The organism is Acidobacteriota bacterium, assembly GCA_026393675.1.
Lineage (GTDB): Bacteria > Acidobacteriota > Vicinamibacteria > Vicinamibacterales > JAKQTR01 > JBAXOX01.
Genome location: JAPKZQ010000001.1, coordinates 1 through 24,984, shown reverse-complemented (window position 1 = coordinate 24,984; position 24,984 = coordinate 1). Strand labels below are relative to the sequence as shown.

The following is a 24,984-nucleotide window of genomic DNA, read 5'->3' as shown; positions in this document are numbered from 1 at the left end:
CGTGCCTCGCGTCCTGCTCCCCCGCGCCTCGCGCCTCACGCCTCGCGCCTTTCGCCTCACGCCTCACGCCTCTTCCCTCGCGCCTCCGACTTACCGATCCACTTCACCGAGCACGATGTCGATGGTGCCGATGAGGGCCACGACATCGGCAATCAGGTGGCCCCGCACCAACTGCCGGAGCGCCTGCAGATTGCAGAATGACGGCGGCCTGACCCGGAACCGGTACGGGCTGACCGACTTGCCGTCGCTCGCGATGAAGTACCCGAGTTCGCCCTTCGGCGCCTCGATCGCATGGTAGGTTTCGCCGGCCGGCGGCTTGATCAGGCGCGGCACCTTGCCCATGATCGGCCCTTCTGGAAGCCCCTCCACCGCCTGGCGGATGATCCGCAACGACTGGCGGAACTCCTCAAGGCGGACCAGGTAGCGATCGTAGGTGTCGCCCCGGACGCCGATCGGAATGTCGAAATCCATCTCGGCATACGCCGCGTACGGCTCGTCCTTGCGCACGTCGCGCACGACGCCCGAGGCACGCAACGGCGGACCGCACATGCCAATGCCGATCGCATCGGCAGCCGAGATGATGCCGACGTTGTTGGTGCGCTCCATCCAGATCCGGTTGCTCGTCAGCAACTGCTCGTACTCCGGCAGTTTCTGCTCCTGGATCTCGCAGAAGCGCAGCACCTTCTTGTCCCAGCCCTCCGGCAGGTCGGCCGGCTGGCCGCCGATGCGCATGGAGTTGTAGGTCAGACGCGCGCCGCAGTATTCCTCGAACAGATCGAGCACCAGCTCGCGTTCGCGCAACCCGTACAGCAGCACCGTCAGCGCACCGATGTCGGCGGCATGCGTGCCCAGCCAGAGCAGGTGGCTCGCGACGCGCTGAAGCTCGGAGAGGATCGTGCGGATGTACTGCGCCCGGCGCGGCACCTCAAGCGACATCAGTTTTTCGACCGTCTCGACGTAGCCGAGATTGTTGGTCGCTGCCGCGCAGTAGTCCATCCGGTCGGTGATCAGGACGATCTGGGTCCAGTCGCGATTCTCGCACAACTTCTCGACGCCGCGGTGCAGGTAGCCAATGACGGCATCGCAATCGACGACCTTCTCGCCGTCGAGCTTCAGCACAAGCCGCAGCACGCCATGCGTGCTGGGGTGCTGGGGCCCCATGTTGATGACCAGTTCGTCGGTGTCAAACATCGGGCGGGCGGTTTCTCTCTGCATGGTCACGGTGCTCACTCGATGTCGGCCTCAACCGCCGTCTGCCTTGCCTTCAACCAGTCCTGCGGGTTTTCCATCAGGAGTTCGCCAGGTCCTTCGAGCGGGTAGTCCTTGCGCTGGGGATGTCCCTGCCAGTCGAGCGGCATCAGGATCCGCCGAAGGTCCGGATGCCCGGTGAACGGCACGCCGAACATGTCGTACACCTCGCGCTCTAACCAGTTCGCTCCGGGCCAGAGACTGGTCACTGACGGCACGGCTTCGCCATCGGCTAGGCGCACCTTGACGCGCAGACGCTGGCGCAACCCGATCGAGTAGAGACACAGGATCAGGTCAAACCGCTTGTCGGGTCGGGCCGGCCAATCGCTCGCCGTCAGATCGGACAGGTAGTTGAATGCGCACTCAGGCGCGTCCCGCAGGAAGGTGGCCACCTCGATCAGACGGTTGGCGGCCACAACGACCGACCAGTCGCCGACCCAGAAACTCACGTGTTCAACCGCACCGGGCACCCTGGCCTGGAGAGCCGCAATGAATGGCGGAATCGCCATGTCGGCTGGTGGCGCCTGGTCGGGCGGCACTGGCAGGGCCGGCGGCGCCTTGGGTTCGGGCTTCGCCGCAGCGGGCTTGGCTGCCGCAGCGGGCTTCTCGGCGGCTGCAGCCGCGGGCTTGTCAGCCGGGGCTGCCGCCGCGGGCTTTTCTGGAGGATCGAGCTTCGGGTCTTCGGACATCACCGCTCCCCCGCCTACGCCCACTCCAGGGCGCCCTCACGCCAGGCATAGACATACCCGACGACGAGGATGAACAGGAACACCATCATCTCGATGAAACCAAACCACGCCAGCGAATCCATGATGACGGCCCATGGATACAGGAAAATCGTCTCCACGTCGAAGATCAGGAACAGCATGGCCACCATGAAGTACCGGACGCTGTAGCGATCACGCGCATCGGTCTTCGGTTCAATGCCGCACTCGTACGGATCGAGCTTGACCTTGCCCGCGCGCTGCGGCGCGACCAGCCTGGCCACCAGCAGGGTGCCCACGCCGAACGCCATCGCGACCAGGATGTAGATGAGAATCGGAATCCACGCGTTGACCATCGACGTATCACCCGTGTCGCAAAGCCCTTCGATTCACAGATCCCGCGACGAACATGTTCACTCAGGACTTTGTGCTGAGCGAGCATTGTCGCCGGAACGCCTCGCAAGAGCACGCAACCGTAACTGCGAGTCGAAGCACAAAGCAGGCGCACCAGCATCTCGCGGGAGGGCGTTAAACACCGTAGCCCACGGGTTATAACATGCGCCTCGAAGATCGGTCAAGAAAGCCAAGTGCCGTGCTGACAATCGTTTCGCGCTTTCGCTATACTGAAAAGTAGGCCTGCCTCCAACAAGGATGAATGACCGTGAACCCAAGCGTGCTGCGCGCGCGTTGTCGGCGGATGTTCCCCGTTCTCACGCTCGCGGTGCTGGGGGCGCTCCTCCCAGGCCGTGCGGCCGCCCAGGCGCTCGAACGCGACATCTTCGTGTCCGTGCTCGATCGCTCGGGCAAACCGGTGCCGAATCTCGGGCCGCGTGATTTCGCTATCCGGGAGGATGGGCGCCTGCGCGAAGTCCTGAGGGTGCGCCGGGCGACCGAACCAATTGATCTGGCGGTGCTGGTCGACACCAGCGCAGCCGCCGGCTCACAGATCAGCGACTTGCGCCAGGGGCTCGAGTCGCTCGTCGCGCAGATGCGTCCGCACGCTCATATATCCCTGGTCGAGTTCGGCGAACGCCCACGGGTGCTGGCCGACTACACGAGCGATGCGGCGCTTCTGGCGCAGGGCATCGGACGGGTTTTCTCGACGCCCGGGTCGGGTGCCTATACGCTCGAGGCGGTCGTCGAGACGCTGAACGGGCTCAAGAAGCGAGAGGCCGAACGCTCGGCGATCTTGGTGATCTGGCTGGGCGGCGCTGAATTCAGCAACCGGGACGACCGCAACGTGCTCGAGCAGCTCGCCGACCAGGGTCCGGCGCTCCACGTGGTCACCGTCTCGCGGGGCACCCCGCCCGACGCGATGACGGCCGACGGACGAAGCCGCGAGAGTGTGTTCGACCGTGGCACAAGGGCCAGCGGGGGTAGCCGGCAGAACCTGTTGTCGTCAATGGCGATCAAAGACACGTTGGACCGGATCGCGGCAGAGTTGCTCTCCCAGTATCGGGTGACCTACGCGCGGCCACAAACGCTGATTCCACCCGAGAAGATCGAAGTGAGCGCCACCAGAACCGACCTGACGGCACGCGGTACCCCGGTCCGCGTCAAGGCCAACCCACCCAAGTGATGCGCCTGTCACGAACGGTCGCGCTGGGGCTGGTGCTGGCACTCGCCGCCGCGTCGGCGACGCTCGCTGGGAGGCAGAAGCCGCAGGATGTGGTGCCACCCCAGAGCGGCGCGTTCCGCAGCGGCGTCGACGTGGTGTCGCTCAACGTCACGGTCACCGATCCGGCGAACCGATACGTGACGGACCTGACCCAGGACGACTTCTCCGTCTATGAGGATGGCGTCAAACAGGACGTCACGTTTTTCAGCCGGACCAATCTGCCGCTCGCCGTGTCGCTGCTGGTCGACACGAGCGCCAGCATGGACGAAAAGATCGCGACGGTCCGGGCGGCAGCCGGCGGGTTCGTCGCGCACCTCCGGCCCGAAGATCGGACGCAACTGATCAATTTCGACAGTCGCGTCAACGTCCTGCTGCCGTTCACCAGCGCCCACCCGGATCTGGATCGCGCCATCGCCTCGCTCTCGGCCGGCGGGTCGACGGCGCTCTATAACGCGGTCTACATCGCGCTCAAGGAACTCAAGAAGAACCAGGCACGCAGCGCCGACGAACTCCGGCGCCAGGCCATCGTGTTGCTGACCGACGGCGAGGACACCTCGAGCCTCGTCTCGTTTGAGGAAGTCCTCGACCAGACCAAGCGTTCCGAAACCGCGGTCTACGCGATTGGCCTGCGCGCCCAGGATTCGAATATCGGCAAAGCGTACAGCGAGGCGGAGTACGTCCTGCGCCAGCTCACCACCCAGACCGGCGGCCGCGTGTTCTTTCCCGAGACGGTCGCGGACCTTCCGGCCATCTACAACCAGATCTGGCAGGAGCTTTCGAGCCAGTACCTGTTGGGCTACTCCTCGAAGAATCCTCGCCGGGACGGCCGATGGCGCCGCGTCGTCGTCCGCGTCGAGCGCCCCGGCACCAGTTCGAGGACCAAGCAGGGCTACTACGGGCCGTCGCTCTGATATGCTTCTTCCGCCCGGTAGCCGGCCGGGCAGGTGTCCCATGCCGAATCGTCCAATGGTTTGTTTTATCGGGGCCGGCCCGGGCGATCCGGGCCTGATCACCGTGCGCGGGGCCAACAGCCTCGGGCGGGCTGACGTCGTCGTGTACGACCGGCTCGTCCACCCGTCTCTCCTGCGGTATGCCAGACCGGATGCCGAGCGCATCGACGTCGGGCGCGCGGCGCCACAGGGCACAGCTCGTGACGCGATCGCCTACCTCCTGCTCGAGAAGGTCCGGGAGGGCAAGCAGGTGGCGCGGCTGAAGTGGGGCGATCCGTTCGTGTTCGACGATGGCGGCGAGGAAGCGCTGTTTCTCCATGAACACGGAGTGAGGTTCGAAGTCGTGCCGGGCATTCCCGCAGCCGTGGGCGGCCCCGCCTACGCGGGTATCGCCGTCACGTATCGGGGAGGCGGAGACACGCTCACGCTGGTGCGCGGTAACGAGGATGCGACAGAGGACACGCCGGATCTCGACTGGGCGAGCCTCGCCAAACTCGACGGCACCATCGTCTGTTACGCCGGTCCCAGGCAGCTTCCGGCCATGCTCGCGGCGCTGCGGGCCAACGGGCGGTCTGATGACGAGCCGGTGGCGTTGATCTACAACGCCACGCTGCCCACGCAGCGCACGATCACCGGCACGCTGGCCTCGCTGGCCGATACCGCCCTGCCGACCGAATCCCGGCCGGCGATCGTCGTCGTCGGACGGGTAGCCGCCCTGCGTGAGCATATGCGGTGGTTTGACGTGCGCCCATTGTCGGGACGGCGGGTCGTGGTGACCCGGCCGCGCGAGCAGGCCCGCGAGTTGGTCGACCTGCTCGAAGACCAGGGTGCCGACGTGATCGTGGCCCCGACCGTGCGTATGGCGCCACCGACCGGCTACGAGACGCTCGACGAGGCGTGCGCGAAAATCGGCACCTACGACTGGGTCGTGCTGCCGACGCTGGCGGGCACCGACGTCTTCCTTCGACGGCTGCTGGCAGGGCCCAGTGACGTCCGCAGCCTCCACGGTGTGGGCATCTGTGCGATTGGCCAGACGTCGGTCGATCGATTCGCCGCGCTCGGCATCCGCGTCGATGCCAAGCCATCCGAGTACAGGCCCGAGGGCATCGTCGAGGCGCTCGCCGAATCGCGGCGCCTCGACCGCCTCCGAATCCTGATTCCGCGCGCCGAAGGCGTGCGCGACGTGCTGGCGGCGGAGCTCAGAAGAGCTGGCGCCGAGGTGACTGAGGTTGCCGCCTATCGAATCGTCAAGGTGTTGCCGGGCGATAAGGGCGAACCCGATCTCTACAAGAAATTGCTCGAGCAACAGGTCGACATCCTCGTGTTCGGCAACCCGTCGACTGCCCGCGAATTCGTCGACATCTACGGCGCCGAGGCGCTGGTCGATTTGTTGCGCAGGACGCTGGTCGCCTGCATCGGCCCGGTGACCGCGCAGGCGTTGCTGGCGCACGGCATCCGCGCCGACATCGTCGCCGACGATCACACGAGCGCCGGCCTGGTCGCCGCCGTCGTGCGCCACGTGCGCACCACGAAACAGGCGTAGCAGCCCGTGGTGCTTCTGCCACCCTCGACCGCCGGGAACCGCCGATGACGCCTGAGCGAGGCGCCGAAACCAATCCAGTCGAAGTCTCCATTGTCATTCCCTGCCTGAACGAGGCGGCCACCATCGGCGCCTGCATCGACGCCGCCATCGGCGTGCTGCAGGAGCACGACATTGCCGGCGAGGTTGTCGTCGCTGACAGCAGCACGGACGATTCGCCGATTGTTGCGGCCAGCCACGGCGCGCGGGTGGTCCGCGTCGACCTCAAAGGCTACGGCAACGGCCTGATGGGCGGCATCGGGTCGGCGCGCGGTGGCTACATCATCATGGCGGATGCCGATGGCCAGCATGATTTCCAGGCCATCCCCGAATTGGTGGCGCGGCTGCGGGGCGGAGCCGAACTCGCGCAGGGATGCCGGCTACCCTCAGGCGGCGGACGCATCATGCCCGGCGCGATGAAATGGTCGCACCGGTGGATTGGCAACCCGCTGTTTTCGCTCCTGTCCCGGTGGTGGTACCGGAGTCCCGTCCACGACGTCAATTGCGGGTTCAGGGGATTCACCAGGGGACTCTACGAACGGCTCGATCTGCAGTGCACGGGGATGGAATTCGCGGCCGAAATGATCCTCAAGGCCAGCCTCCTGCATGCGCGGATCGCCGAGGTTCCCATCACCGTCTATCCCGACCGGCGCGTCGTGCACCGGGCGCATCTGCGGACGTTCCGGGACGGGTGGCGCGCGCTGCGGTTCTTCCTGCTCTACACGCCGCGCTGGCTGTTCCTGATGCCGGGGCTGCTGTTGTGGCTCGTCGGCGCCGGCGGCTATGCCGTGGCCTGGTCCCCTGCGGCTGCCGGCGAGGTCTCCGCCGCGCGAGCGCTGCTGCTCTCGAGCGCGTGTCTGCTTTGTGGATACCAGTCGGTCATCTTCGCGATTTTCGCCAAGACGTTTGCGGTCAGCGAACGGCTGCTGCCAGAAGATCCGAAACTCACACGCTTCTATGAACTGGTGACGCTGGAGAAGGGGCTGCTCTCTGGCGCCGCGGCGCTGGTTGCCGGGGTCGTGCTGCTGGCCTGTTCCGGGCAGGATCTCTCCCGCGCCGTCGCGGGCGCGACCGTTACCATCCTCGGATTCCAGACAATGATCTCCAGCTTCCTGGTGAGTATCATCGGGTTGCGCCGACGCTAGCCGGTCGTTCTCGCGTTCAGCAAGACTGAACCGCTTCCGGCGATATTCAGTTTTGATGGCCTGAGTGTGAATAAGCGGTGCCATCAGCGACACGCGCCTGTATTGCCAATAGCGGGGGATCGCCGGCTGAACATCAACCACTGTCTGGCTGATTCTCAGCCACTGGCCAGACGGCTGTTTCTAATGTCCGCCAGGCATGAAGCGGCCGAACCAGGAGAGGCGTGACAGGTCGTTATAGACCACCGTCACCATCAGCAGCATCAGCGCCACAAAGCCCGCCATCACCATCCGCTCCTTGACCTTCAGGCTCAGATCGCGGCGGGCCACCGATTCGATGGCCATGATGAGGATGTGGCCGCCGTCGAGGATGGGAATCGGCAGCAGGTTTATCAGGCCGAGGTTCAGGCTGAGCGAGGCCATGAACGTGAAAGTCGCCAGCCACCCGAGCGCGGCGTATTCGCCCGACAACTGCGCAATGGCGACCGGGCCCATCAACTGGCTGGGAGACGTCTCCCGCGTAAACAGCCCGCCAAGGGTGCGCGCGATCAGACCGCTGAACTGGATATTGCGGTCGATGCTCATCCCGAGGGCGCCAACGACCCCGGGCTGCACCAACCTGAACTCGTCCTGAATGCGGATGCCGATCACACCAATCGCCCCCTGGCGCCGTGGGGTCACCGCGATGTCGAGCGTGGAACCGTCCCGCGCCACGCGAAGGGTCATCGGCACGCCTGGAAACTTGCGAATCGTCGCCGACAACTGGCTCGAGAACACGATCGTCTCGCCGTTGGCGGCCATCACCACGTCGCCGGTCTTGATGCCGGCTTTCTCCGCCGGTTCGCCGCGCTCGACAGTACTGATGCTGGGATGGACATTCGGCAGCACGCCGATGTCGCCGATCTGCATCTTGGTCTGCCCCACCGGCGTCACGGTGATGACCGTGTCGCGTCCTTCGCGCAGCAGCGTAATCGGCACTTCGCGATTCGCGCGACCGCCAATCGCCAGGTAGAACTCCTCCCACGTGGCCACGGGTTGACTGCCGACTTTGGTGATCCGATCGCCGGGCTTGATCCCGCCCTTTTCCGCTGGTGACTTGGCGCCGACCGCGCCGATGACCACCGGCGCGTCCTGGAACGCGGGCACCTGTGCGCCCTGCGCGAGCACGACCCACATCAGCACAACCGCCAGGAGGATGTTCATCACCGGCCCGGCGACCAGTATGCGGAACCGGTCCCACCGGCTGCGTGCGAGAAACTCGCCAGGATTGCCCGAGAGCGGCTCGTCCGGGTTCTCGCCCGCCATCTTGACGTAGCCGCCGAGCGGAAACGCACTGATGCAGTACTCGATGTCGTTGCGCCGGAACTTCAAGAGCTTCGGGCCGAACCCGATCGAGAATGTGATCACGCGGACGCCAAGCCAGCGCGCCACCAGGAAGTGTCCCAGTTCGTGCACGAACACCAGCACGCCGAGTACAAAGACGAAGGCAACGATCGAGTTCAACGTATTCATGACCAAGGGGAGCCTCAACCTTGATTGTAACCCCGGACCAGCTCCTGGGTGAACTCGCGAGCCCAGGTGTCGGCTTCGCGCACCTCGACCAGGGTGGACACGGCCCGGGTGGCATGGGCGTCCATGGCCCGCTCGATCGCCTCGGCGATCGACAGGAAACCGAGGCGGCCGGCCAGGAATGCGGCGACCGCCACCTCGTTGGCCGCATTGAGCACGACAGGCAGGCTCCCCCCGGCCCGGAGAGCGCGGTATGCCAGGCCGAGGCAGGGAAAACGCTTGTGATCGGGCAGTTGGAAGTCGAGTGGCGCGCATTTCACCAGGTCGAGCGATGGCAACGGGCCGCTCCAACGCGCGGGGTACGAAAACGCGTACTGGATCGGCAGGCGCATGTCGGTGACGCCCAACTGCGCGATGATCGAGCCGTCGCACAGTTCCACCATGGAATGCACGACCGACTGCGGGTGTACGATGACATCGATCTGATCGGGACCCGCCCCAAACAGCCAGTGCGCCTCGATCACCTCGAGGCCCTTGTTCATCAGCGTCGCGGAATCAATGGTGATCTTGCGCCCCATGCGCCATGTCGGGTGGCGCAAGGCGTCTTCGGGACTGACTGTCTTGAGCTCGGCAGCCGAATGTTCGCGGAACGGGCCGCCAGACGCCGTGAGAATCAGCCGCTTGATCTCCGCGTGATCGCGCCCGTGGAGGCACTGATGAATGGCGTTGTGCTCGCTGTCGACCGGCAGGATGGCGACCGCTCGACGCCTGGCCGCAGCCGTGACGATCCCGCCGGCCATCACGAGCACTTCCTTGTTGGCGAGCGCGATGGTCTTGCGGGCCTCGATCGCGGCCAGCACGGCTTCGAGCGCGGCGGTGCCCGACGAAGCGCACAGCAGCACGTCGACGTCGGGATGGGTCGCCACGGCGAGCAGGCCCTCGGCGCCGGCAGCGCAGAGAGCCGGCCGCACAGCCCCGAAGCGATGCGCGGCCGCATCGAGTGCGTGCGCGGTGGCCATGGCCAGCACACGCGGCCGGTGGTGTTCCACCTGGGCGGCCAGCAGCGTCGAGTTGCTTCCCGCGGCCAGCCCGACGATTTCGAGGCGGTCCGGATGCGCCTCGACCACCGACAGCGCACTTCGGCCGATCGATCCGGTCGATCCGAGGATGGCCACGCGGATTTTCGGAGCGTGCGATCGGAGGCGGCTCACGTCAGCAGTCTCAGGAACAGGTAGAACCCTGGTCCGACAAAGAGCAGCGCGTCGATGCGGTCCAGCACGCCGCCGTGTCCCGGGATGAGACCAGAACTGTCTTTCACCTGTGCGCTGCGCTTCAGCAGCGACTCGAACAGGTCGCCCGCAATCCCGAGCGCGACCAGCACAGCTCCCGTGCCGGCCAGCCACCAGATCGAGAGCGCGGGAAGCCAGATCCTGCCGAGTGCGATCATGACGGCCACGCCGGCGACAAATCCGCCGATGGCGCCTTCGACCGTTTTCTTGGGACTGACGGTCGGGGAAAGCTTGTGCCGGCCGAACAGCCGCCCGGCGTAGTACTGCGCGCTGTCTGAGATCCACACCACGATCAACACCAGCAGGAGGGCCTCGCGGCCGAACACGCCGCGGAGGGCGGCCAGACAGCCGAGCGGCACGCCCAGATAGACTGCCGAGAACAGCGCCGCCGCGGCGGAGGCCGGCACGTGCGAGGCCGGTTGATACGCGCCGAGCACGGCCGCCGAAACCGCAATCAGGATGGCGATCAGCACGAGATCCGCTGACATCTGTCCCGGCCAGGCGATGGCCGCGCAGGTCACGACAGCGGCGGCGCAGGCCGGCACGCGCGGCATGGGCACGCCCGCCTTCTCATACAGATCGGCGTACTCGATGAACGCCGCCACGAGCACGGCCTCGACCAGCAACACCACGACCCACTGCGGCGCAAACCAGATCCCAGAAACGACAAGGGGAATCAGGACGAGGGCGCTGAGGATGCGAGTCACTGGGCCACGCGGGTTGGAGCCGGTTGCTTGATGCCGCCGTAACGCCGGTCGCGTTTCTGGAAGTCGGCGACGGCTTCGAGCAGGTGGCGGCGCCGGAAATCCGGCCAGAGCACGTCGGTGACGTAGATTTCGGCGTAGGCAATCTGCCACAGCAGAAAATTGCTGACTCGCATCTCACCGCTCGTGCGGATCAGAAGATCAGGGTCCGGCTGGCCAGCCGTGTAGAGGAACTCGCTGAAGCGACGCTCGTCGAGATCCTCGCTCCGGACGCCCAATTCCACGATGCGGCGGGCCGCATCCACGATTTCGGCGCGGCCGCCGTAGTTCAGCGCAATGTTGAAAAACATGCCGGTCGATGACGAGGTGGATTCGACCGCCTTGACCAGCTCCTTCTGCACGTCGGCGGGCAGGCCTTCGAACCGGCCGATCACGCGGAACCGGATGTTGTTGCGAATGAGCGTTTTCAGTTCGAGGCGCAGGTAGCGCTTGAGCAACGCCATCAGGGTCGTGACTTCAAGGAGAGGGCGTTTCCAGTTCTCGACCGAAAACGCGTAGAGCGTCAGCACCTGGATACCGAGCCGCGCGCAGGTTTCTACCGTGTCACGCACGGCCTCGATGCCGGCGTGATGGCCCTTCACCCGCGGCAGGTGACGCTGCGCCGCCCACCGCCCGTTGCCATCCATGATGATCGCGATGTGGGCCGGGAGCCGGTCGAAGTTGATGGACCGCGCCAGCGCCTCGTCTGACGAGCCTGCAGCCACCCAGGCCAGGAGTTCTTCACGCGACATGCGGACAACCTGATTTACGCAAGAGCTAATCTTACCGACTTCCTGCATCAGGCGCCACCGCCGGCCCATAGCGCACCCGAACGAGCACCAGCCCGTGCGGCGGAGCGGTGGGGCCTGCCTCGCCGCGGTCCGCGCGGTCGAGAAGCGCCGCGATCGTGTCGGCATCGCGACGGTGGTCTCCGACTTCAACCAGCGTCCCGACAACCGCCCGGACCATGTGGCGAAGGAAGCCGTCAGCCTCGATGCGCACGACGACCGGATGGCCATTGTCGTCTTCGGGGGCGGATTCAAAGGGTGACGCGACACGCGCAGATCGCACGGTCCCGACTCCGACCCGCGCCGACCAGATGGTCCGCACGCTTGTCTTGACATGGCCTCCCGCGGACTGGAACGCCCCAAAATCATGGCGTCCCTCGAGCAGCCGAGCTGCAACATCCATCGCGGCGACATCCAGTTGGCGCGGAATCTGCCAGCACGACGCCCTCAGGAACGGCGGGAGGACGTCACCCTGCCAGATCCAGTATTCGTACGTCTTGACGGACGCGCTATACCGGGCGTGGAACTGGTCAGCCGCATCCTCGACGCTGACGACCCTGACATCTGGCGGGAGGATGGCGTTGAGCGCTCGCTTCAACGTCGGTTGATCGAGCGTGGTCGCGACCCGGGCACTGGCGACCTGGCCCAGAGCATGGACACCGGCATCCGTGCGGCCGGCGCCGGCCACGACCACTGGTGCGCCATCAATCCGGCTGAGTGCGTCTTCGATCAGCCCCTGGATGGACTGGCCGCTCGTCTGCCGCTGCCAGCCGACATAGGCGGAGCCGTCATAGGCGAGGACGAGCTTGAGCGTGCGGGACATCTTCAACAGGCGTCAGGCGTTAGGCGGTAGGCGCGAGGCGCTACTTCCCCGGTCTCGACCCGGGTTTGGTCACCGGCATCCCCTGCGCGCACAGCGGGCAGGCGTCGGGCTTGCAGGTCGGCGGCGTGATCGCGGCCAGCGCCGCAAACGGCACGTCAACAGGTGACGCGTGTCCACTGCGATTGATGACGGCAGCCGCGGCCACAACGGTGGCCCCGGCAGCCCGGGCCACTTCCATGGTCTCACGGGTCGAGCCACCCGTGGTCACCACGTCTTCGACGACAACCACACGGTCTGCCGGCGTCAGGTCGAACCCCCGCCGCAGCGTCAGCGCGCCATCGACGCGCTCGGCGAAAATGGCCCGCACCCCCAACGCCCGCGCCACCTCGTGGCCGATAATCAGGCCCCCAAGTGCAGGCGACAACACCACGGTGGCTTCCACACTGGGCATCACCGCCGCCAGTGCCCGGCCCAATTTCTCGGCTTCGGCCGGATGTTGCAGCACCAGCGCGCACTGAAGGTACGCCGGGCTGTGGAGGCCCGACGACAACTTGAAGTGGCCTTCGAGCAGCGCGCCCAGGCGCCGAAACTGGCTCAGCACATCGTCCTGCTTCATCTCCTGACGCTCCTGCGGATGGGGCATGCCCAACCGAACGGGCGGGCGGGGTTCCTGGCCTTCGCGAATGGTCCGGGCTAGTATACCCGGAGCGGATTTGCTGAACCGTGGTCTACCCTGATCCGTCTATATCCAAAGGATAGTCGTCTCTGACTGGCGCGGTCGCATGCGTTCACGCCAGCAGGTCCACTGGTCCCGTTCCGGAAGTGACAGTACAAGCCCTGGAGTCGATCGCAATGCTTCAACAGCTTTCTCGTGCCGCGCGGATATGCCTTATTGCGGTGTCGATCATTGGCCTGTCGGTGTCCGCCCTCGCGCAGACGCCCGCCGCCACCCCTGCAACACCCGCCGCGCCGGCGCAGCCGGCAGGGCCGGCCCAACCGCTGTCCCTCGAAGAGGCGGTCAAGCTGGCACTCGAGAACAACCTGGACGTGCGGGTTGAGCGGATCAATCCCGAATTGCAGGACCTGTCGATCGCCCAGGCCCGAACTGCATGGACACCCAACCTGACGGCCACGGTGCGGGATGGCCGGACGATAAACCCAATCACCAGTTTCTTCGCGGGCGCGAGCGACCAACTGACCCGTGATTCGTTGACGGCCAATATCGGCGCCAATCAACTGCTGCCGTGGGGCGCCAACTACACGGTGTTGTGGGACACGTCGCGGGGCAAGTCGAACAGCGTCTACGACAGCCCAAACCCCTCCCTCGGGTCGAATCTCAACTTCAACTTCACGCAGCCGCTCGTCCGGAATCGCGAGATCGACAATGCCCGGCAGCAGCTCATTGTCACGAAGATGAACCGGGACATCTCGGACGTGTCGCTGCGCCAGACCGTGCTCGCGACGATCCGCAACGTGAAGTACGCGTACTGGAATCTGAAGGCGGCGGTGGCGGCCCAGAAGGTGGCCGATCAGTCGCTCGACCTGGCCAAGGAATCGCTGCGCAACGACCGGTCGCGCGTCGAAATCGGCACGATGGCGCCCATCAACGTCGTCGAATCCGAGGCCGAGGTGGCGCGGCGCGATGAGGCGGCCATTGTCGCCGAATCGACCGTCCGTCGGTTCGAGGACGCCCTGCGGACGCTGATCCTCGATCCGAAGTCTGCGACCTTCTGGGCGGTGAAATTCGATTTGACGGACCAGCCGACGTTCGCACCGAAGGTCGTCGACGTGGAGGCCGCCGTCACGACGGCGCTCGAGAAGCGCACGGACCTGCGCTCAGCGCGGAAGAACCTCGAGCTCACCGAAGCGACCATCAAGTTCCAGCGCAACCAGATCCTGCCCGACGTCAACGCCCAGGTGGCCTACGGCCTGACCGGATCGGGTGGCACGAAGCTGGCCTACGGCTCTGGTGGGTTCCCACCGCCGGTGATCGGGCAGATCGACGAGGGGTTCGGGACGGTGCTGAGCCGGTTGCTCAGCAACGACTTCCGTAGCTGGTCGTTCACGATCAACGTGTCCTATCCGATCGGCACGAGCATCGCCGAAGCGACTCTTGCCCGGACGAAACTGCAGTTGTCGCAGTCGCGGATCCAGATGCAGAACCTGGAACTGCAGGTGGTCAGCTCGGTGCGCGACGTGGCCAGGCAGGTTGAAACCAACCAGAAACGCGTCGCGTCAACCCAGGCGACCGAGCGGCTGATGCAACGGCGACTTGAGGCCGAGCAGAAGAAGTACGCCGCCGGTATGTCGACCACGTTCCTGGTCTTCCAGGCGCAGCGCGACCTGGCGGATGCCCGGTATTCGGCGCTCGCGGCGCTGCTCGACTACAACAAGTCGCTCGTGGATCTTGAAACGGTTCAGGAAGCGCCCACGGCGGGCGGTTCGTCCATCTTGGTTGGCGGGCAGTAGACACAAGGCGTGAGGCGTGAGGCGTTGCACCCTACCGCCTCTCGCCTGCTTCTTCCGGCCAGTATTGCAGTACACTCCCCTTCGTGCCCGGCTTGACCGCCATTGTCATCACGCTCAACGAGTCGGCCAACATCGCTGCGGCCCTTGAATCGGTCTCCTGGGCAGACGAGATCGTTGTCGTCGACGCGCAGAGTACGGACGACACCGTCGAGATTGCCCGGCGATTCACCGATCGCGTCGTCATCCGCGACTGGCCGGGCTACATCGCGCAGAAGAACTACGCCGCCTCAATCGCCACGCACGACTGGATTTTCTCGCTCGACGCGGACGAACGCGTGACGCCGGAGCTCAGTCACGAAATCAAGGCGCTGCTGCGAAGCGACCCTCCCTGCGTCGGCTACCGCGTACCTCGCGTGAGCCATTACCTCGGGCGTTGGATTCGCTCGACCGATTGGTACCCGGACCATCAACTCCGGCTGTACGACCGGCGGCGCGCGCGATGGACCGGCCGGTACGTCCACGAATCGGTGAGCGCCCAGGGCGCGGTCGCCCGTCTCGGCGCCGATCTGCAGCACTACCCGTACCGGGACGTTTCGCACCATCTGGCTACCATCGATCGGTACTCGAGTCTGGCGGCGCGCCAGATGTTCGAGGATGGGCGGCGCTCCGGCGCGTTCCAGGTCGCGTTCCACCCGCCCGCGGCGTTTCTGCGCAACTACCTGGCCCGCGGCGGTGTCCTCGACGGCATGGCAGGGTTGATCGTGTCGATGCTGAACTCGTATTACGTGTTCCTGAAATTCGTGAAGCTGTGGGAGATCACGAAGAAGCAAGATGCTCTTCTCCCTTCACATTGACACCGCAGTCTCCTGGCGCGGGGGACAGAGCCAGGTCCTTCAGACCGTCATGGGCCTGCGCGCGCGCGGCCACCGCGCCGTGCTCGTGGCCCACCCGAAGGGAGAATTGGCCCGCCGTGCCCAGGAGGGACACGATCTGATCCGCCTGGCGCCGCTGCATGAGGTGGACTTTGCCGCGGCGCTGAAGCTCTCACGCGTGCTGCGCGAATTGAGACCTGTGGTTGTTCACGCGCACGATCCGCATGCCGTGTCGATGGCGGCGATGGCCCTGTCGATGCTCGGCCGCGACAAACGGCCGGCGTTAGTCGTCGCCCGCCGCGTCGATTTCCATCTCAAGCGGAACTCCTTCTCCCGCTGGAAGTACAAGCTGGCCGCGAGCGTCGTATGCTCGTCGAACGCGATCCGGGCAATGGTCGTCGATGATGGCATCCCGGACGACCGGGCGGTCACCGTGTACGAGGGCGTCGACGTCGATCGGATTGCTGCGATCCCTCCCGCAGACGTCCACACGGAACTCTGGCTGCCGCCGCACGCGCCTGTCGTCGGCAACGTCGCGGCGCTTGTCGCGCACAAGGGTCAGCGATATCTGATCGAGGCGGTTCCAGCCATCGCCCACGCGCTGCCAGACGTCCAGGTACTCATCTTCGGCGAGGGCGAACTGCGGCCGCAGCTGCAACGGCAAATCAAGGCCCTCGGGCTCGATCACAACGTCCGGCTCGTCGGCTTTCAGCCCAACGTGCTCGCGCTGCTCAAGAGCCTGGACGTGTTCGTCATGAGCTCGATTACCGAGGGGCTTGGCACGTCGATCCTGGACGCGATGGCCTCGGCGAAGGCCGTGGTGGCGACCGACTCCGGCGGCATTCCTGAAGTCGTCGAACACGGGATCACGGGGCTGCTGGTGCCCGTCCAGAAACCCGCCGCGATGGCCGAGGCCATCCTGCGATTGCTCAACGACGCGCCGCTCCGGACGCAGATGGGCAAGGCAGGCCTGGAGCGCGTGCGCGTGCGCTTCAGCGTGGATCGAATGGTGGACGAGACCCTCGCCGTCTACGAGCGCGTGGTCGGCATGCGCCCCTCAGCGGGCAATGGGAATCTCCCGCTGGCTGATTGAATCCGCACAGGTTCAGCATCCCAAGATGGCACAGCGCGAAGTCATAGCGCACAGGATCGTCAGGATCGATCGTCCGCAGTGATGCCGTCATGTCGGCGGCCATCCTCCAGCCGGCCGTTCTGTAGGTCGTCAGGCGCAGGCACTGCCCCACGCGGATGACGTGCACGTCGAGCGGAATGATGAGGCGCGAAGCCGAAACGCGCGTCCACGTGCCGAGGTCGATTCCGTCGCGACGCACCATCCAGCGCAGAAACAAGTTCAGGCGCTTGCACGCGCTACCGGCCGACGGCCGCGCGAAGAACGTGTGGACGCCCAGCCGCCCGGCCGCCCGTCCATACGCCCGGGTCACATCCAGCTGCCGCGCACGCTCGCAGAACCGATCGAGCCCAGGGCCGACGTCCGGCGAGGAGGGCACATCGCCGTCGACGAAGAACTGCTCCAGAGAGCCAGCAACCTCCAGCATCTGTCTGAGGATCCAAAGCAGCGCCACCAGGTCCCGTCCGCGCGTCCAGCGGTGCCCGAGATGTTCAAGCCTGGCTCCGTCGCGCTCCGGATCGAACCGCCGGACGAAGACCGACGGCGACGGCCCCATCACGTCCAGCAGGGCATCGATCGAGGCCAGGACGCTGGTCACGCGGCCAAAGGCCAGCCCGGCCGCGCAAAAGGCGACGATCTCCGCATCGGCTGGGTTGGTGAAGGGGCGCACGCGTTCGATCGGATCGCTGACGCGCGCGCTTCGGTCAAACTCGTGGTAGAGCCTGTCGAGCGCGGGCTTGAGGCGGCGGGGGTCGGCCATACGGCGCTTCCTGGGCGCGATTGATCGATGCAACAATCACTCCCGGAGTGTGTGCGCCGGCACAACCACTCCGGGAGTGATTAGAAGGTACTGATCGCCTGCCCGTCGCGGCAGAACGGACAGGCCGACGCGGCGTAGTTGTCTGGCGCCCGGTACTCGGCTACCGCGATATTCGGCACGCCCAGATCCACGATGGCCTCCAGCCGATCGCAAATCTCCACGGTGCCGATCACGGTGCCTCCAGCCTGCTTGACGAGCGCCGCGCACCGCTCAAAGGTCTGGCCGGTGTTGCGCACGTCATCAGCGATCAATACGCGCTTGCCCGCCATTTGCGCGCGGTAGAACGGACGCAGCGTGTGCCCGCCCGCGTGGTCGGGCGCGAAAGGCGCGAACAGCCGCGCGGGCTCCGTCAGTTTGCGCCGACTGTCGAGCAGGCCGGCAATCGTGTGTGCCAGCAGCGCTCCGCCGGTCGCCGGCCCGGCCACCACGTCGGCCTGTTCGATCATGGTCGCCGGCATCAGGTCGATCAGATCCTGAGCGAAGCGCCAGATGGTCGAGGGAAACCTGAACAACTGGTGCGGGTTCAGATACACCCGGCCGTGGTACCCGTTGCCGTAGTCGAAGTGTCCGTCGAGCATGAGCACGCCTGCCCGTTGCAGTTCGTCGAACGCCTTCTGGCGGATCTCGTCCCGACCTCTCACGTTTCTCTCCTCTCTCTCCTCTCCAGGCCGGCGGCCTGGGGCACGGCCGTGTTGGCGAAAACCACGCGGCCGCCCACGATGGTTGCGGCCACGCCTCCGCGCAGCGACCAGCCGTCAAACGGGGTGTTTCTGGCCTTGGACCGGAACGCGGCGGCGGCCACGGTCACCGGGAGATCAGGAGCCAGAATCGTGATGTCCGCCATGTCTCCTGATGCGATCCGCCCGCCAGGCACCTTGAGGATCCTCGCCGGGTTGACGGAGAACAACTCGACCAACCGGCCAATGCCGATGATGCCGGCGTGGACGAGCCGATCGAAGCCGAGAGACACGGCCGTCTCGAGACCGACAATGCCGAACGACGCCCGGTCGAATTCGACCCGCTTGTCGTCGGCATGATGCGGGGCATGGTCGGTCGCGATGACGTCGATCGATCCGTCCCTGATGCCGGCCAGCAGCGCGTCGCGGTCGGTCGTGCCCCGGAGCGGCGGGTTCATCTTCAAGTTCGTGTCGTAGATGAGCGGGGCGCGAAGCCGCTCGTCGGAGAGTGTGAGGTGGTGCGGCGTCACCTCGCAGGTGACGCGGGCGCCGCGCGATTTCCCGGCCTGCACGGCGCGCAGCGCGCCTGCCGTGCTCACGTGCGCGATGTGGACGTGCCCGCCGGTGGCGTGGGCCAGCACGATGTCGCGATCAACCATCACGTCCTCGGCCGCCGCCGGAATGCCCCGCAGCCCCAGCTGAGCCGCGTGGAATCCCTCGTGGGCGACCCCCTCCCCGGCCAGCGACCGGTCTTCACAGTGATCGATGATGGGCATGTTGAACATGCCGGCGTACTCGAGCGCACGCCGCATCAGCGCCGCCGTCGCCACCGGTCGTCCGTCATCGGAGAACGCCACGCACCCGGCCTCGCGCATGTCGGCGATTTCGGCCAGGTGTTCCCCATTTGATCCGTTCGACACCGCGCCAATCGGGTACACGCGGGCCAGATTCGCCGCGGCGGCCTGCTTCAGGATGAAGCGCGTCACGCTGGCGTTGTCATTGACCGGATTCGTATTCGGCATGCACGCGACCGCGGTAAAGCCACCGGCCACGGCGGACGCCGTGCCCGTCGCGACGGTCTCTTTGTGCTCATAGCCCGGCTCCCGCAGATGCACGTGCATGTCGATCAGGCCTGGCACCACGACAAGCGACGAGCCCAGTTCCACGATGGCGGCGCCTACAGCCGCCTCGGCGGGAATCGACGTGTCCACACGGGAAATGCGATCGCCGTCCACCAGCACGTCACGGATCCCATCGATGCCCGACGCGGGGTCGACGACGCGGGCGCCCTTAAGCAGCAACTTCATTCTCGCCTCCTCCGGCCAGCAGGTACAGCACCGCCATGCGGACGGCCACGCCGTTGGTCACCTGGTCGAGGATGACCGACGCAGGCCCATCCGCGACTTCGGACGCGATCTCGACGCCTCGGTTCATCGGCCCCGGGTGCATGATGATCGCATCCGGCTTGGCGAGGCGCACCCGCTCGGGCGTCATCCCGAACACCGTGAAATACTCCCGGAGTGACGGGAAGAAGCCGCCTTGCATGCGCTCGAGCTGAATGCGCAGCATCATGATCGCGTCGGCCCCGTCGACCGCTTCGTCGACGCGAGTGGTCGCATGCACGCCGAGCCGGTCCAGCTCTGGCGGCATCAGCGTCGGCGGGCCGCAGGCCCAGACCTCGGCGCCGAGCTTGGTCAGCAGCAGGATGTTCGACCGGAACACCCGGCTGTGAAGCAGGTCTCCGACAATCGCGATCTTCAGTCCCGCAATCCGGCCCTTGCGTTCGCGGATCGTGAAGGCGTCGAGCAGGCCCTGCGTCGGGTGCTCGTGCGTCCCATCCCCCGCGTTCACAATCCCGGCCCGGCAGGTGCGCGCCAATAGATGGCAGGCGCCGGACGAGGAGTGGCGAACCACCATGATGGCGGGCGCCATCGCCTCGAGGTTGAGCGCGGTGTCGATGAGCGTTTCGCCCTTCACGACACTCGACATCGCGATGGCGATGTTCAGTGTGTCGGCACTCAACCGTTTTTCGGCGATCTCGAACGACGTCCTGGTGCGCGTCGACGGTTCGAAAAACAGGTTAATGACCGTCTTGCCCCGCAACGTCGGGACCTTCTTGATGGGCCGCGACGCGACTTCCTTCATCGCCTCCGCGGTGTCCAGGATCAGGTTAATTTCCGACACGTCCAGGTCGGCAATCCCCAGCAGGTCCTTGCCCCGCAGACGGCTGGCTGTCTCGCTCATGCCTGGTCTCCTTCAGCGCGCTCGATGATCACTTCGTCGACGCCGTCAATTTCGTCGAGCCGGACCCGGACGGTCTCGGCGAGCGACGTCGGCAGGTTCTTGCCGACGTAGTCGGCCTTGATGGGCAGCTCCCGGTGACCGCGGTCGACCAGCACGACGAGCTGAATCGTGCGAGGCCGGCCGAAATCGATCAACGCGTCGAGCGCGGCCCTGATCGTGCGCCCGGTAAACAGCACATCGTCCACGAGTACGATGTGGCGGTCGTCGATGGAAAACGGAATCTCGGTGCGCCGGACGATGGGTTGCGGGCCCACCGCATGCTTCATCAAGTCGTCGCGGTAGAGCGTGATGTCGAGGACACCGTTCTGCACCTCGTGACCCGTGATCGTCAGCAGGAGCGAGGCCAGCCGTCGCGCGATCGGCACGCCGCGGGTCCGAACGCCAACCAGCGCGACCTGATCGACGCCGCGATTGCGCTCGACGATCTCGTGCGCGATTCGCGTGAGCGATCGACTGACCCGATCGCGATCCATCACGATTGGCATCTGATCCTCCGGAACAAGCGGGTTGGGAATTGGGGGATGGACATCGGTTGGGGGTCCAACCGGGCGTCGAGCGGAGTGCGGAGATGGTTCACGGTGTGCCTCTTCGTGGCCTCTCGGACCACGGTTAAAGAGCTGCCTCAGTATACCGCAGGTGCCGTCTTCCCTCGCTACCGCTCGTAGGTGGGAATGTAGGTGATCGGCCTGTGCGCCGTGAAGTCCCGGCTGAAGATGTCGGTCCTGGCAAATCCGTCCATGTCGCGGCCAACCGGCAGTCCGAAGAAATACAACACGGTCGGTACGAGATCGACGATCGACGCGCGGGCATACCGGCCCGGCTTGACGGCCGAGCCGAACACGAACATGAAGCCATCAGGTGCGCGCTCGTGGGTGCCGGTCGGCACCGGGTTGCCGAATGTCTTCTCGAGCAGCCGTTTGCCGATGTCCATCGGATCCATGCCGAAGCCGGACATCACGATGAGCAGGTCCCCCGGCCGCATCATCGCAACCGCCCGGCCAATGGCGGCGTCGGCGGCCGCGTAGAATCCGCCGAGCGCCACGTTGTATCGCTGCACGTCCTCCTCGGATACATCGCCGAAGGGATTGGGCACCGCGTAGCGCAGCAAATAGTGCCCGGCCGCATCAAGGCACCTGTAGCGGACCGCCTGGAACCGGCTCGGGAATTGTCCTTCGAGATCGGTTGCCATCTGCTCGTACACGCGGTCGGAGCGGCAGGTGGTCGCAATCAACTCGCTGGCGTCGCTGCCGGCGGTCGCCTGCGTCCCTCGGGGATCGACCCCGGGTTTGATGACCGCCGCTGCCGCGACTGAGACCGCTTCACGCGGCCACGCGCTCTGGGTGTTCTCCAGGTCGACGCTCGATCCCGCGAGTCGTTCGAACTCGTCGCTCACCTGGTAACCGCGCACCTGGCGAGCCGGTTGGGTGATGGACCAATTGACGATCCCGACGGGCACGCCCTGCTGGCTGAGGATGTTCCAGAGCGGTCGCGCAGTCAGGTCGCCGCTCGTGTGAAGCTGCTGCCGAAGGAACCGGAACCGGACAAGCGCGTGCGCGAAGCACGAATCCGGCAACACCTCGATCGCATCCGTGCCGCCAACAGGCCAGTACGTGCCTGCCGAACGGATGCCGTTCTTCACCGGCAGCTTGCCTGTCGCGGCGGCGGTCCACACGGTGCCAGGCTGGGTGGGGCGAATCGTCGCGACGTGCATGAATGCGGCCGACTCGACCAGCCGTCCGAAATGCGGCAGACGTCCATCGGCGGCTGCCGGCGCGATGATGTCGAGCGAGGCGCCTTCAAACAACAGCAGCATGACCCGGCTCTCGCCCGCCGCTTCGGCCGTCGCCGCGAGCTCTCCCGGGTCGCGCGGCGGTCTGGCGGCATCGGTGCCGGGCCCGCGAAACGTCATCGGCACGGCCACTGATGCCATGAGCAGCAACGCCAACAGCGCCGGCTCGTACTTCGAACCCTGGTGGCCTTTCCACTGGTGCCAGGTCGCCAGCATCAGCATGAAGGCCGCGCAGAGCGAGAGCGCCACCGCCCCGCCCGTCATCCGGAGCCCGGTCGATGAGTCGAGGACCGGACCGAATCCCAGCAGGTTTGTCCAGGTCAGGGCCGCGCCCGCCAGCGAGCCAATCGCGCAGAGCCACACGAGCACCCGGAAGCTGATCCAGCCGGGCGAGATCGGCTCGGCCGCAACCACCTGGTGTACAACAATCAACGCGTAAAAGAAGGCCGCCACGTTGAGGCCGTAGGAGGCGACGAGCGTCAGCACGAGCGCCGGAAAGCCGGAAAGCGAGTAGTGCGGATTGAGCTGCAGCACCAGCACGGCGATGTACAGGGCGACGGCCACACCGGCAATCACCGCATTGGTAAGCATTCGAAGGTATCGCACAGCTCGCAGACTCCCAATCGTACTTTACACCTCCGACGGTATACTTTCTCCATGGCTGCTCCGGTCGATGTCCACGCCGAGGTGTTGGCCAACACGCGCCTGTCGGCCGACTACAACGTGCTGGTGCTGGCCGCCCCTGCGATCGCGGGGACCGCGCGGGCCGGCCAGTTCGTCATGATCCGGACCGCCGATGGCACGGACCCGCTGCTTCGGCGGCCGTTCTCGGTCTTCGAGGTACTCCGGCGGGCCGACGCCACGCCGTACGCCATCTCGATTCTCTGCAAGCGCGTCGGTGTCGGCACGTCGCGCCTGTTCGAGGCGGCGGCTGGCGATCGCCTGGACTGCCTCGGGCCGCTCGGCAAGCCCTTCACCACGGTCGGCCCGCCATCGGAAGCGTGGATGGTCGCCGGAGGCGTGGGCTTGGCGCCCTTTGCCACGCTCGCTGACGAGCTGCGGTCGGCGGGCACGCGGATCCGGCTTTTCTACGGCGGCCGCAGTCACACGGACCTGTTCTACCTCGAGTGGTTCGAGAGCCGCGGCGTCGCACTCGAACTGGCGACCGAGGATGGCAGTCGAGGCAGCCACGGCCGCGTGACGGTGCCGCTCGAACGTGCACTTTCGGCGCAGCCCGCATCAGCCGGGCTCACGCTCTATGCCTGCGGGCCGGAACCGATGCTCAAGGCCGTCGCAGATCTCGCCCGCCGGTACGGACGTCCCTCCCAGCTGTCGACCGAGCGCATCATGGGATGCGGCATGGGCGGATGCTACAGCTGTGTGGTCCGCGTGCGAGACGACGAGGGGCGTGCGCACTTTGTCCGATCGTGCCTGAACGGCCCGGTGTTCAATGGTGACGATGTGGTGTGGGAATGAAGGCTGATCTGAGCGTCCGCATCGGCTCGCTGGTGCTGAAGAATCCCATCATTCCGGCCAGCGGCTGTTTCGGCTACGGCCTCGAGTACGCGGAAGTGGTCGACCTGGCGAGCCTCGGCGCCATTGCCGTCAAGGGCCTCTTTCTCACCGAACGAGAGGGCCATCCGCCGCCGCGCATCGTTGAGACGCCGTCGGGCATGCTGAATGCCATCGGCCTCCAGGGCATCGGCGTGCACCGGTTCGTCCGCGAGAAGATGCCGGAGCTGAGGCGTCTCGGCGCGGTGGTCATCGTCAATATCTGTGGATCAGCGATTAGTGAATACGTGGAGCTGGCACGCATCCTCTCGGATGTCGAGGGCGTCGCCGCGCTGGAACTGAACATTTCGTGTCCCAATATCAAGGAAGGGGGCATTCAGTTCGGCTGCGATCTCGCCAGCACGGCAGCCGTCGTCAGTGCGGTGCGCAAGGTGACGCGCCTGCCGGTCATCCCGAAGTTGACGCCCAATGTGACCAGCGTGTCGTCATTCGCGAAGGCGGCCGAAGAGGCGGGCGCCGATGCCGTGTCGCTTGTAAACACGTTCCTGGCGATGGCCATCGACGTGGAGACACGGCGGCCCAGACTGTCCAACGTGATGGGTGGACTGAGCGGACCTGCCATCAGGCCGATCGCCGTACGGATGGTGTACGACTGTGCCCGCGCCGTCCGCATCCCGGTCATCGGCATGGGGGGCATCACCTCCGCTCGGGATGCCCTCGAGTTCATGATCGCGGGCGCGACCGCGGTGCAGGTGGGCACGGCGTGCTTTGTCGATCCGTTCATCTGGACGAAGTTGCTGGCTGGTATCGAGGACTACCTCGAGCGACACGGCATCGAACGGGTCGCCGACGTGGTGGGCACGCTGCAAACCGATCGCGCCTAGAAGTCTTGATTGATTCGGATCTGAGTTTTTGAGTCAAGTTTTCTACGCAGCAAGGTGCACCTCCGTCAGATAGGCGTCCATCGCGTGCTCCAGCCGCTGGTAGGCCGCGTGGCCCGCGCGCGATGCGGGCGACGC

Annotated in this window: 24 protein-coding genes; 9 read left to right on the top strand and 15 right to left on the bottom strand. The window is 65.8% G+C overall.

Features of this window, described 5'->3' with window-relative positions:
• Window positions 1-90 precede the first annotated feature (90 nt).
• From NT151_00120 to ndhC, 3 genes are read right to left on the bottom strand one after another with little or no spacing between them, the layout of a single operon-like run.
• A complete protein-coding gene (locus NT151_00120) occupies window positions 91-1,191 on the bottom strand; it encodes an NADH-quinone oxidoreductase subunit D (protein MCX6537327.1) in 1,101 nt (366 codons plus the stop codon).
• Between the two features lie 35 nt (window positions 1,192-1,226).
• The gene (locus tag NT151_00115; protein MCX6537326.1) at window positions 1,227-1,937 is read right to left on the bottom strand and encodes an NADH-quinone oxidoreductase subunit C; all 711 of its coding nucleotides are present in this window, start codon (window positions 1,935-1,937) and stop codon (window positions 1,227-1,229) included.
• A 14-nt stretch (window positions 1,938-1,951) separates the two neighbouring features.
• Window positions 1,952-2,308 (bottom strand): NADH-quinone oxidoreductase subunit A, encoded by a 357-nt coding sequence (ndhC, locus tag NT151_00110; GenBank protein ID MCX6537325.1) that lies wholly within the window; start codon window positions 2,306-2,308, stop codon window positions 1,952-1,954.
• Between the two features lie 299 nt (window positions 2,309-2,607).
• Between ndhC and NT151_00105 the strand changes: the two genes are divergently transcribed.
• From NT151_00105 to NT151_00090, 4 genes are read left to right on the top strand one after another with little or no spacing between them, the layout of a single operon-like run.
• Window positions 2,608-3,531 (top strand): VWA domain-containing protein, encoded by a 924-nt coding sequence (locus NT151_00105; protein ID MCX6537324.1) that lies wholly within the window; start codon window positions 2,608-2,610, stop codon window positions 3,529-3,531.
• Entirely contained in the window at window positions 3,531-4,481 is a 951-nt protein-coding gene (locus tag NT151_00100) for a VWA domain-containing protein (GenBank protein MCX6537323.1), read from the top strand. Before NT151_00105 ends, NT151_00100 begins: the two co-directional genes overlap by 1 nt.
• Before the next feature lie 40 nt (window positions 4,482-4,521).
• A complete protein-coding gene (gene cobA / locus NT151_00095; protein MCX6537322.1) occupies window positions 4,522-6,063 on the top strand; it encodes a uroporphyrinogen-III C-methyltransferase in 1,542 nt (513 codons plus the stop codon).
• 44 nt (window positions 6,064-6,107) lie between these two features.
• Complete coding sequence (locus tag NT151_00090) at window positions 6,108-7,244, top strand: glycosyltransferase family 2 protein (GenBank protein ID MCX6537321.1); 1,137 nt, start codon at window positions 6,108-6,110, stop codon at window positions 7,242-7,244.
• A gap of 180 nt (window positions 7,245-7,424) precedes the next feature.
• Here the strand turns inward: NT151_00090 and rseP are convergent, their stop codons facing one another.
• The 6 genes from rseP to pyrE are packed head-to-tail and all read right to left on the bottom strand — an operon-like array spanning window position 7,425 to window position 13,009.
• Window positions 7,425-8,753, bottom strand: a complete 1,329-nt coding sequence (rseP, locus tag NT151_00085) for an RIP metalloprotease RseP (GenBank protein ID MCX6537320.1) — start codon at window positions 8,751-8,753, stop codon at window positions 7,425-7,427.
• Window positions 8,754-8,767: 14 nt separating this feature from the next.
• Entirely contained in the window at window positions 8,768-9,961 is a 1,194-nt protein-coding gene (locus NT151_00080) for a 1-deoxy-D-xylulose-5-phosphate reductoisomerase (protein ID MCX6537319.1), read from the bottom strand.
• Window positions 9,958-10,746, bottom strand: a complete 789-nt coding sequence (locus NT151_00075) for a phosphatidate cytidylyltransferase (protein ID MCX6537318.1) — start codon at window positions 10,744-10,746, stop codon at window positions 9,958-9,960. Before NT151_00075 ends, NT151_00080 begins: the two co-directional genes overlap by 4 nt.
• The gene (locus NT151_00070; protein ID MCX6537317.1) at window positions 10,743-11,534 is read right to left on the bottom strand and encodes an isoprenyl transferase; all 792 of its coding nucleotides are present in this window, start codon (window positions 11,532-11,534) and stop codon (window positions 10,743-10,745) included. Before NT151_00070 ends, NT151_00075 begins: the two co-directional genes overlap by 4 nt.
• A 31-nt stretch (window positions 11,535-11,565) precedes the next feature.
• Window positions 11,566-12,393 (bottom strand): tRNA pseudouridine(38-40) synthase TruA, encoded by an 828-nt coding sequence (gene truA / locus NT151_00065; GenBank protein MCX6537316.1) that lies wholly within the window; start codon window positions 12,391-12,393, stop codon window positions 11,566-11,568.
• A 40-nt stretch (window positions 12,394-12,433) separates the two neighbouring features.
• Window positions 12,434-13,009: an orotate phosphoribosyltransferase gene (gene pyrE, locus NT151_00060; protein ID MCX6537315.1), complete on the bottom strand. Its 576-nt coding sequence runs from the start codon at window positions 13,007-13,009 to the stop codon at window positions 12,434-12,436.
• Between the two features lie 236 nt (window positions 13,010-13,245).
• Between pyrE and NT151_00055 the strand changes: the two genes are divergently transcribed.
• The 3 genes from NT151_00055 (at window position 13,246) to NT151_00045 (ending at window position 16,827) form a co-directional block, all read left to right on the top strand.
• On the top strand, window positions 13,246-14,862 hold the full coding sequence (locus NT151_00055) for a TolC family protein (GenBank protein ID MCX6537314.1): 1,617 nt from the start codon (window positions 13,246-13,248) through the stop codon (window positions 14,860-14,862).
• 83 nt (window positions 14,863-14,945) lie between these two features.
• Window positions 14,946-15,716 (top strand): glycosyltransferase family 2 protein, encoded by a 771-nt coding sequence (locus NT151_00050; GenBank protein ID MCX6537313.1) that lies wholly within the window; start codon window positions 14,946-14,948, stop codon window positions 15,714-15,716.
• Window positions 15,694-16,827: a glycosyltransferase family 4 protein gene (locus NT151_00045; GenBank protein MCX6537312.1), complete on the top strand. Its 1,134-nt coding sequence runs from the start codon at window positions 15,694-15,696 to the stop codon at window positions 16,825-16,827. Before NT151_00050 ends, NT151_00045 begins: the two co-directional genes overlap by 23 nt.
• Here NT151_00045 and NT151_00040 read toward each other — a convergent pair.
• The 6 genes from NT151_00040 to NT151_00015 form a co-directional block, all read right to left on the bottom strand.
• Window positions 16,727-17,623 (bottom strand): TIGR02757 family protein, encoded by an 897-nt coding sequence (locus NT151_00040; GenBank protein MCX6537311.1) that lies wholly within the window; start codon window positions 17,621-17,623, stop codon window positions 16,727-16,729. The two genes, NT151_00045 and NT151_00040, sit on opposite strands and share 101 nt — an antisense overlap.
• Before the next feature lie 80 nt (window positions 17,624-17,703).
• Entirely contained in the window at window positions 17,704-18,324 is a 621-nt protein-coding gene (locus tag NT151_00035) for a phosphoribosyltransferase family protein (GenBank protein ID MCX6537310.1), read from the bottom strand.
• Window positions 18,321-19,667 (bottom strand): dihydroorotase, encoded by a 1,347-nt coding sequence (locus tag NT151_00030; protein MCX6537309.1) that lies wholly within the window; start codon window positions 19,665-19,667, stop codon window positions 18,321-18,323. The genes NT151_00035 and NT151_00030 overlap by 4 nt, the downstream gene beginning before the upstream one ends.
• Entirely contained in the window at window positions 19,651-20,604 is a 954-nt protein-coding gene (locus NT151_00025; protein MCX6537308.1) for an aspartate carbamoyltransferase catalytic subunit, read from the bottom strand. Before NT151_00025 ends, NT151_00030 begins: the two co-directional genes overlap by 17 nt.
• Complete coding sequence (gene pyrR / locus NT151_00020) at window positions 20,601-21,149, bottom strand: bifunctional pyr operon transcriptional regulator/uracil phosphoribosyltransferase PyrR (protein MCX6537307.1); 549 nt, start codon at window positions 21,147-21,149, stop codon at window positions 20,601-20,603. Before pyrR ends, NT151_00025 begins: the two co-directional genes overlap by 4 nt.
• A gap of 167 nt (window positions 21,150-21,316) precedes the next feature.
• A complete protein-coding gene (locus tag NT151_00015) occupies window positions 21,317-23,044 on the bottom strand; it encodes an alkaline phosphatase family protein (GenBank protein MCX6537306.1) in 1,728 nt (575 codons plus the stop codon).
• Window positions 23,045-23,110: 66 nt separating this feature from the next.
• Here NT151_00015 and NT151_00010 point away from each other — a divergent pair, with 66 nt between their 5' ends.
• Window positions 23,111-23,929, top strand: a complete 819-nt coding sequence (locus NT151_00010) for a dihydroorotate dehydrogenase electron transfer subunit (protein ID MCX6537305.1) — start codon at window positions 23,111-23,113, stop codon at window positions 23,927-23,929.
• Window positions 23,926-24,849 (top strand): dihydroorotate dehydrogenase, encoded by a 924-nt coding sequence (locus NT151_00005; GenBank protein MCX6537304.1) that lies wholly within the window; start codon window positions 23,926-23,928, stop codon window positions 24,847-24,849. Before NT151_00010 ends, NT151_00005 begins: the two co-directional genes overlap by 4 nt.
• Window positions 24,850-24,984 lie beyond the last annotated feature (135 nt).

What these genes read in the sequence shown, in the direction of transcription:
- NT151_00120 (MCX6537327.1), bottom strand. Translation starts at nt 1,191, where the DNA reads ATGTTTGACACCGACGAACTGGTCATCAACATGGGGCCCCAGCACCCC.
- NT151_00115 (MCX6537326.1), bottom strand. Translation starts at nt 1,937, where the DNA reads ATGTCCGAAGACCCGAAGCTCGATCCTCCAGAAAAGCCCGCGGCGGCA.
- ndhC (MCX6537325.1), bottom strand. Translation starts at nt 2,308, where the DNA reads ATGGTCAACGCGTGGATTCCGATTCTCATCTACATCCTGGTCGCGATG.
- NT151_00105 (MCX6537324.1), top strand. Translation starts at nt 2,608, where the DNA reads ATGACCGTGAACCCAAGCGTGCTGCGCGCGCGTTGTCGGCGGATGTTC.
- NT151_00100 (MCX6537323.1), top strand. Translation starts at nt 3,531, where the DNA reads ATGCGCCTGTCACGAACGGTCGCGCTGGGGCTGGTGCTGGCACTCGCC.
- cobA (MCX6537322.1), top strand. Translation starts at nt 4,522, where the DNA reads ATGCCGAATCGTCCAATGGTTTGTTTTATCGGGGCCGGCCCGGGCGAT.
- NT151_00090 (MCX6537321.1), top strand. Translation starts at nt 6,108, where the DNA reads ATGACGCCTGAGCGAGGCGCCGAAACCAATCCAGTCGAAGTCTCCATT.
- rseP (MCX6537320.1), bottom strand. Translation starts at nt 8,753, where the DNA reads ATGAATACGTTGAACTCGATCGTTGCCTTCGTCTTTGTACTCGGCGTG.
- NT151_00070 (MCX6537317.1), bottom strand. Translation starts at nt 11,534, where the DNA reads ATGTCGCGTGAAGAACTCCTGGCCTGGGTGGCTGCAGGCTCGTCAGAC.
- truA (MCX6537316.1), bottom strand. Translation starts at nt 12,393, where the DNA reads ATGTCCCGCACGCTCAAGCTCGTCCTCGCCTATGACGGCTCCGCCTAT.
- pyrE (MCX6537315.1), bottom strand. Translation starts at nt 13,009, where the DNA reads ATGAAGCAGGACGATGTGCTGAGCCAGTTTCGGCGCCTGGGCGCGCTG.
- NT151_00055 (MCX6537314.1), top strand. Translation starts at nt 13,246, where the DNA reads ATGCTTCAACAGCTTTCTCGTGCCGCGCGGATATGCCTTATTGCGGTG.
- NT151_00045 (MCX6537312.1), top strand. Translation starts at nt 15,694, where the DNA reads ATGCTCTTCTCCCTTCACATTGACACCGCAGTCTCCTGGCGCGGGGGA.
- NT151_00040 (MCX6537311.1), bottom strand. Translation starts at nt 17,623, where the DNA reads ATGGCCGACCCCCGCCGCCTCAAGCCCGCGCTCGACAGGCTCTACCAC.
- NT151_00030 (MCX6537309.1), bottom strand. Translation starts at nt 19,667, where the DNA reads ATGAAGTTGCTGCTTAAGGGCGCCCGCGTCGTCGACCCCGCGTCGGGC.
- NT151_00025 (MCX6537308.1), bottom strand. Translation starts at nt 20,604, where the DNA reads ATGAGCGAGACAGCCAGCCGTCTGCGGGGCAAGGACCTGCTGGGGATT.
- pyrR (MCX6537307.1), bottom strand. Translation starts at nt 21,149, where the DNA reads ATGCCAATCGTGATGGATCGCGATCGGGTCAGTCGATCGCTCACGCGA.
- NT151_00015 (MCX6537306.1), bottom strand. Translation starts at nt 23,044, where the DNA reads ATGCTTACCAATGCGGTGATTGCCGGTGTGGCCGTCGCCCTGTACATC.
- NT151_00010 (MCX6537305.1), top strand. Translation starts at nt 23,111, where the DNA reads ATGGCTGCTCCGGTCGATGTCCACGCCGAGGTGTTGGCCAACACGCGC.
- NT151_00005 (MCX6537304.1), top strand. Translation starts at nt 23,926, where the DNA reads ATGAAGGCTGATCTGAGCGTCCGCATCGGCTCGCTGGTGCTGAAGAAT.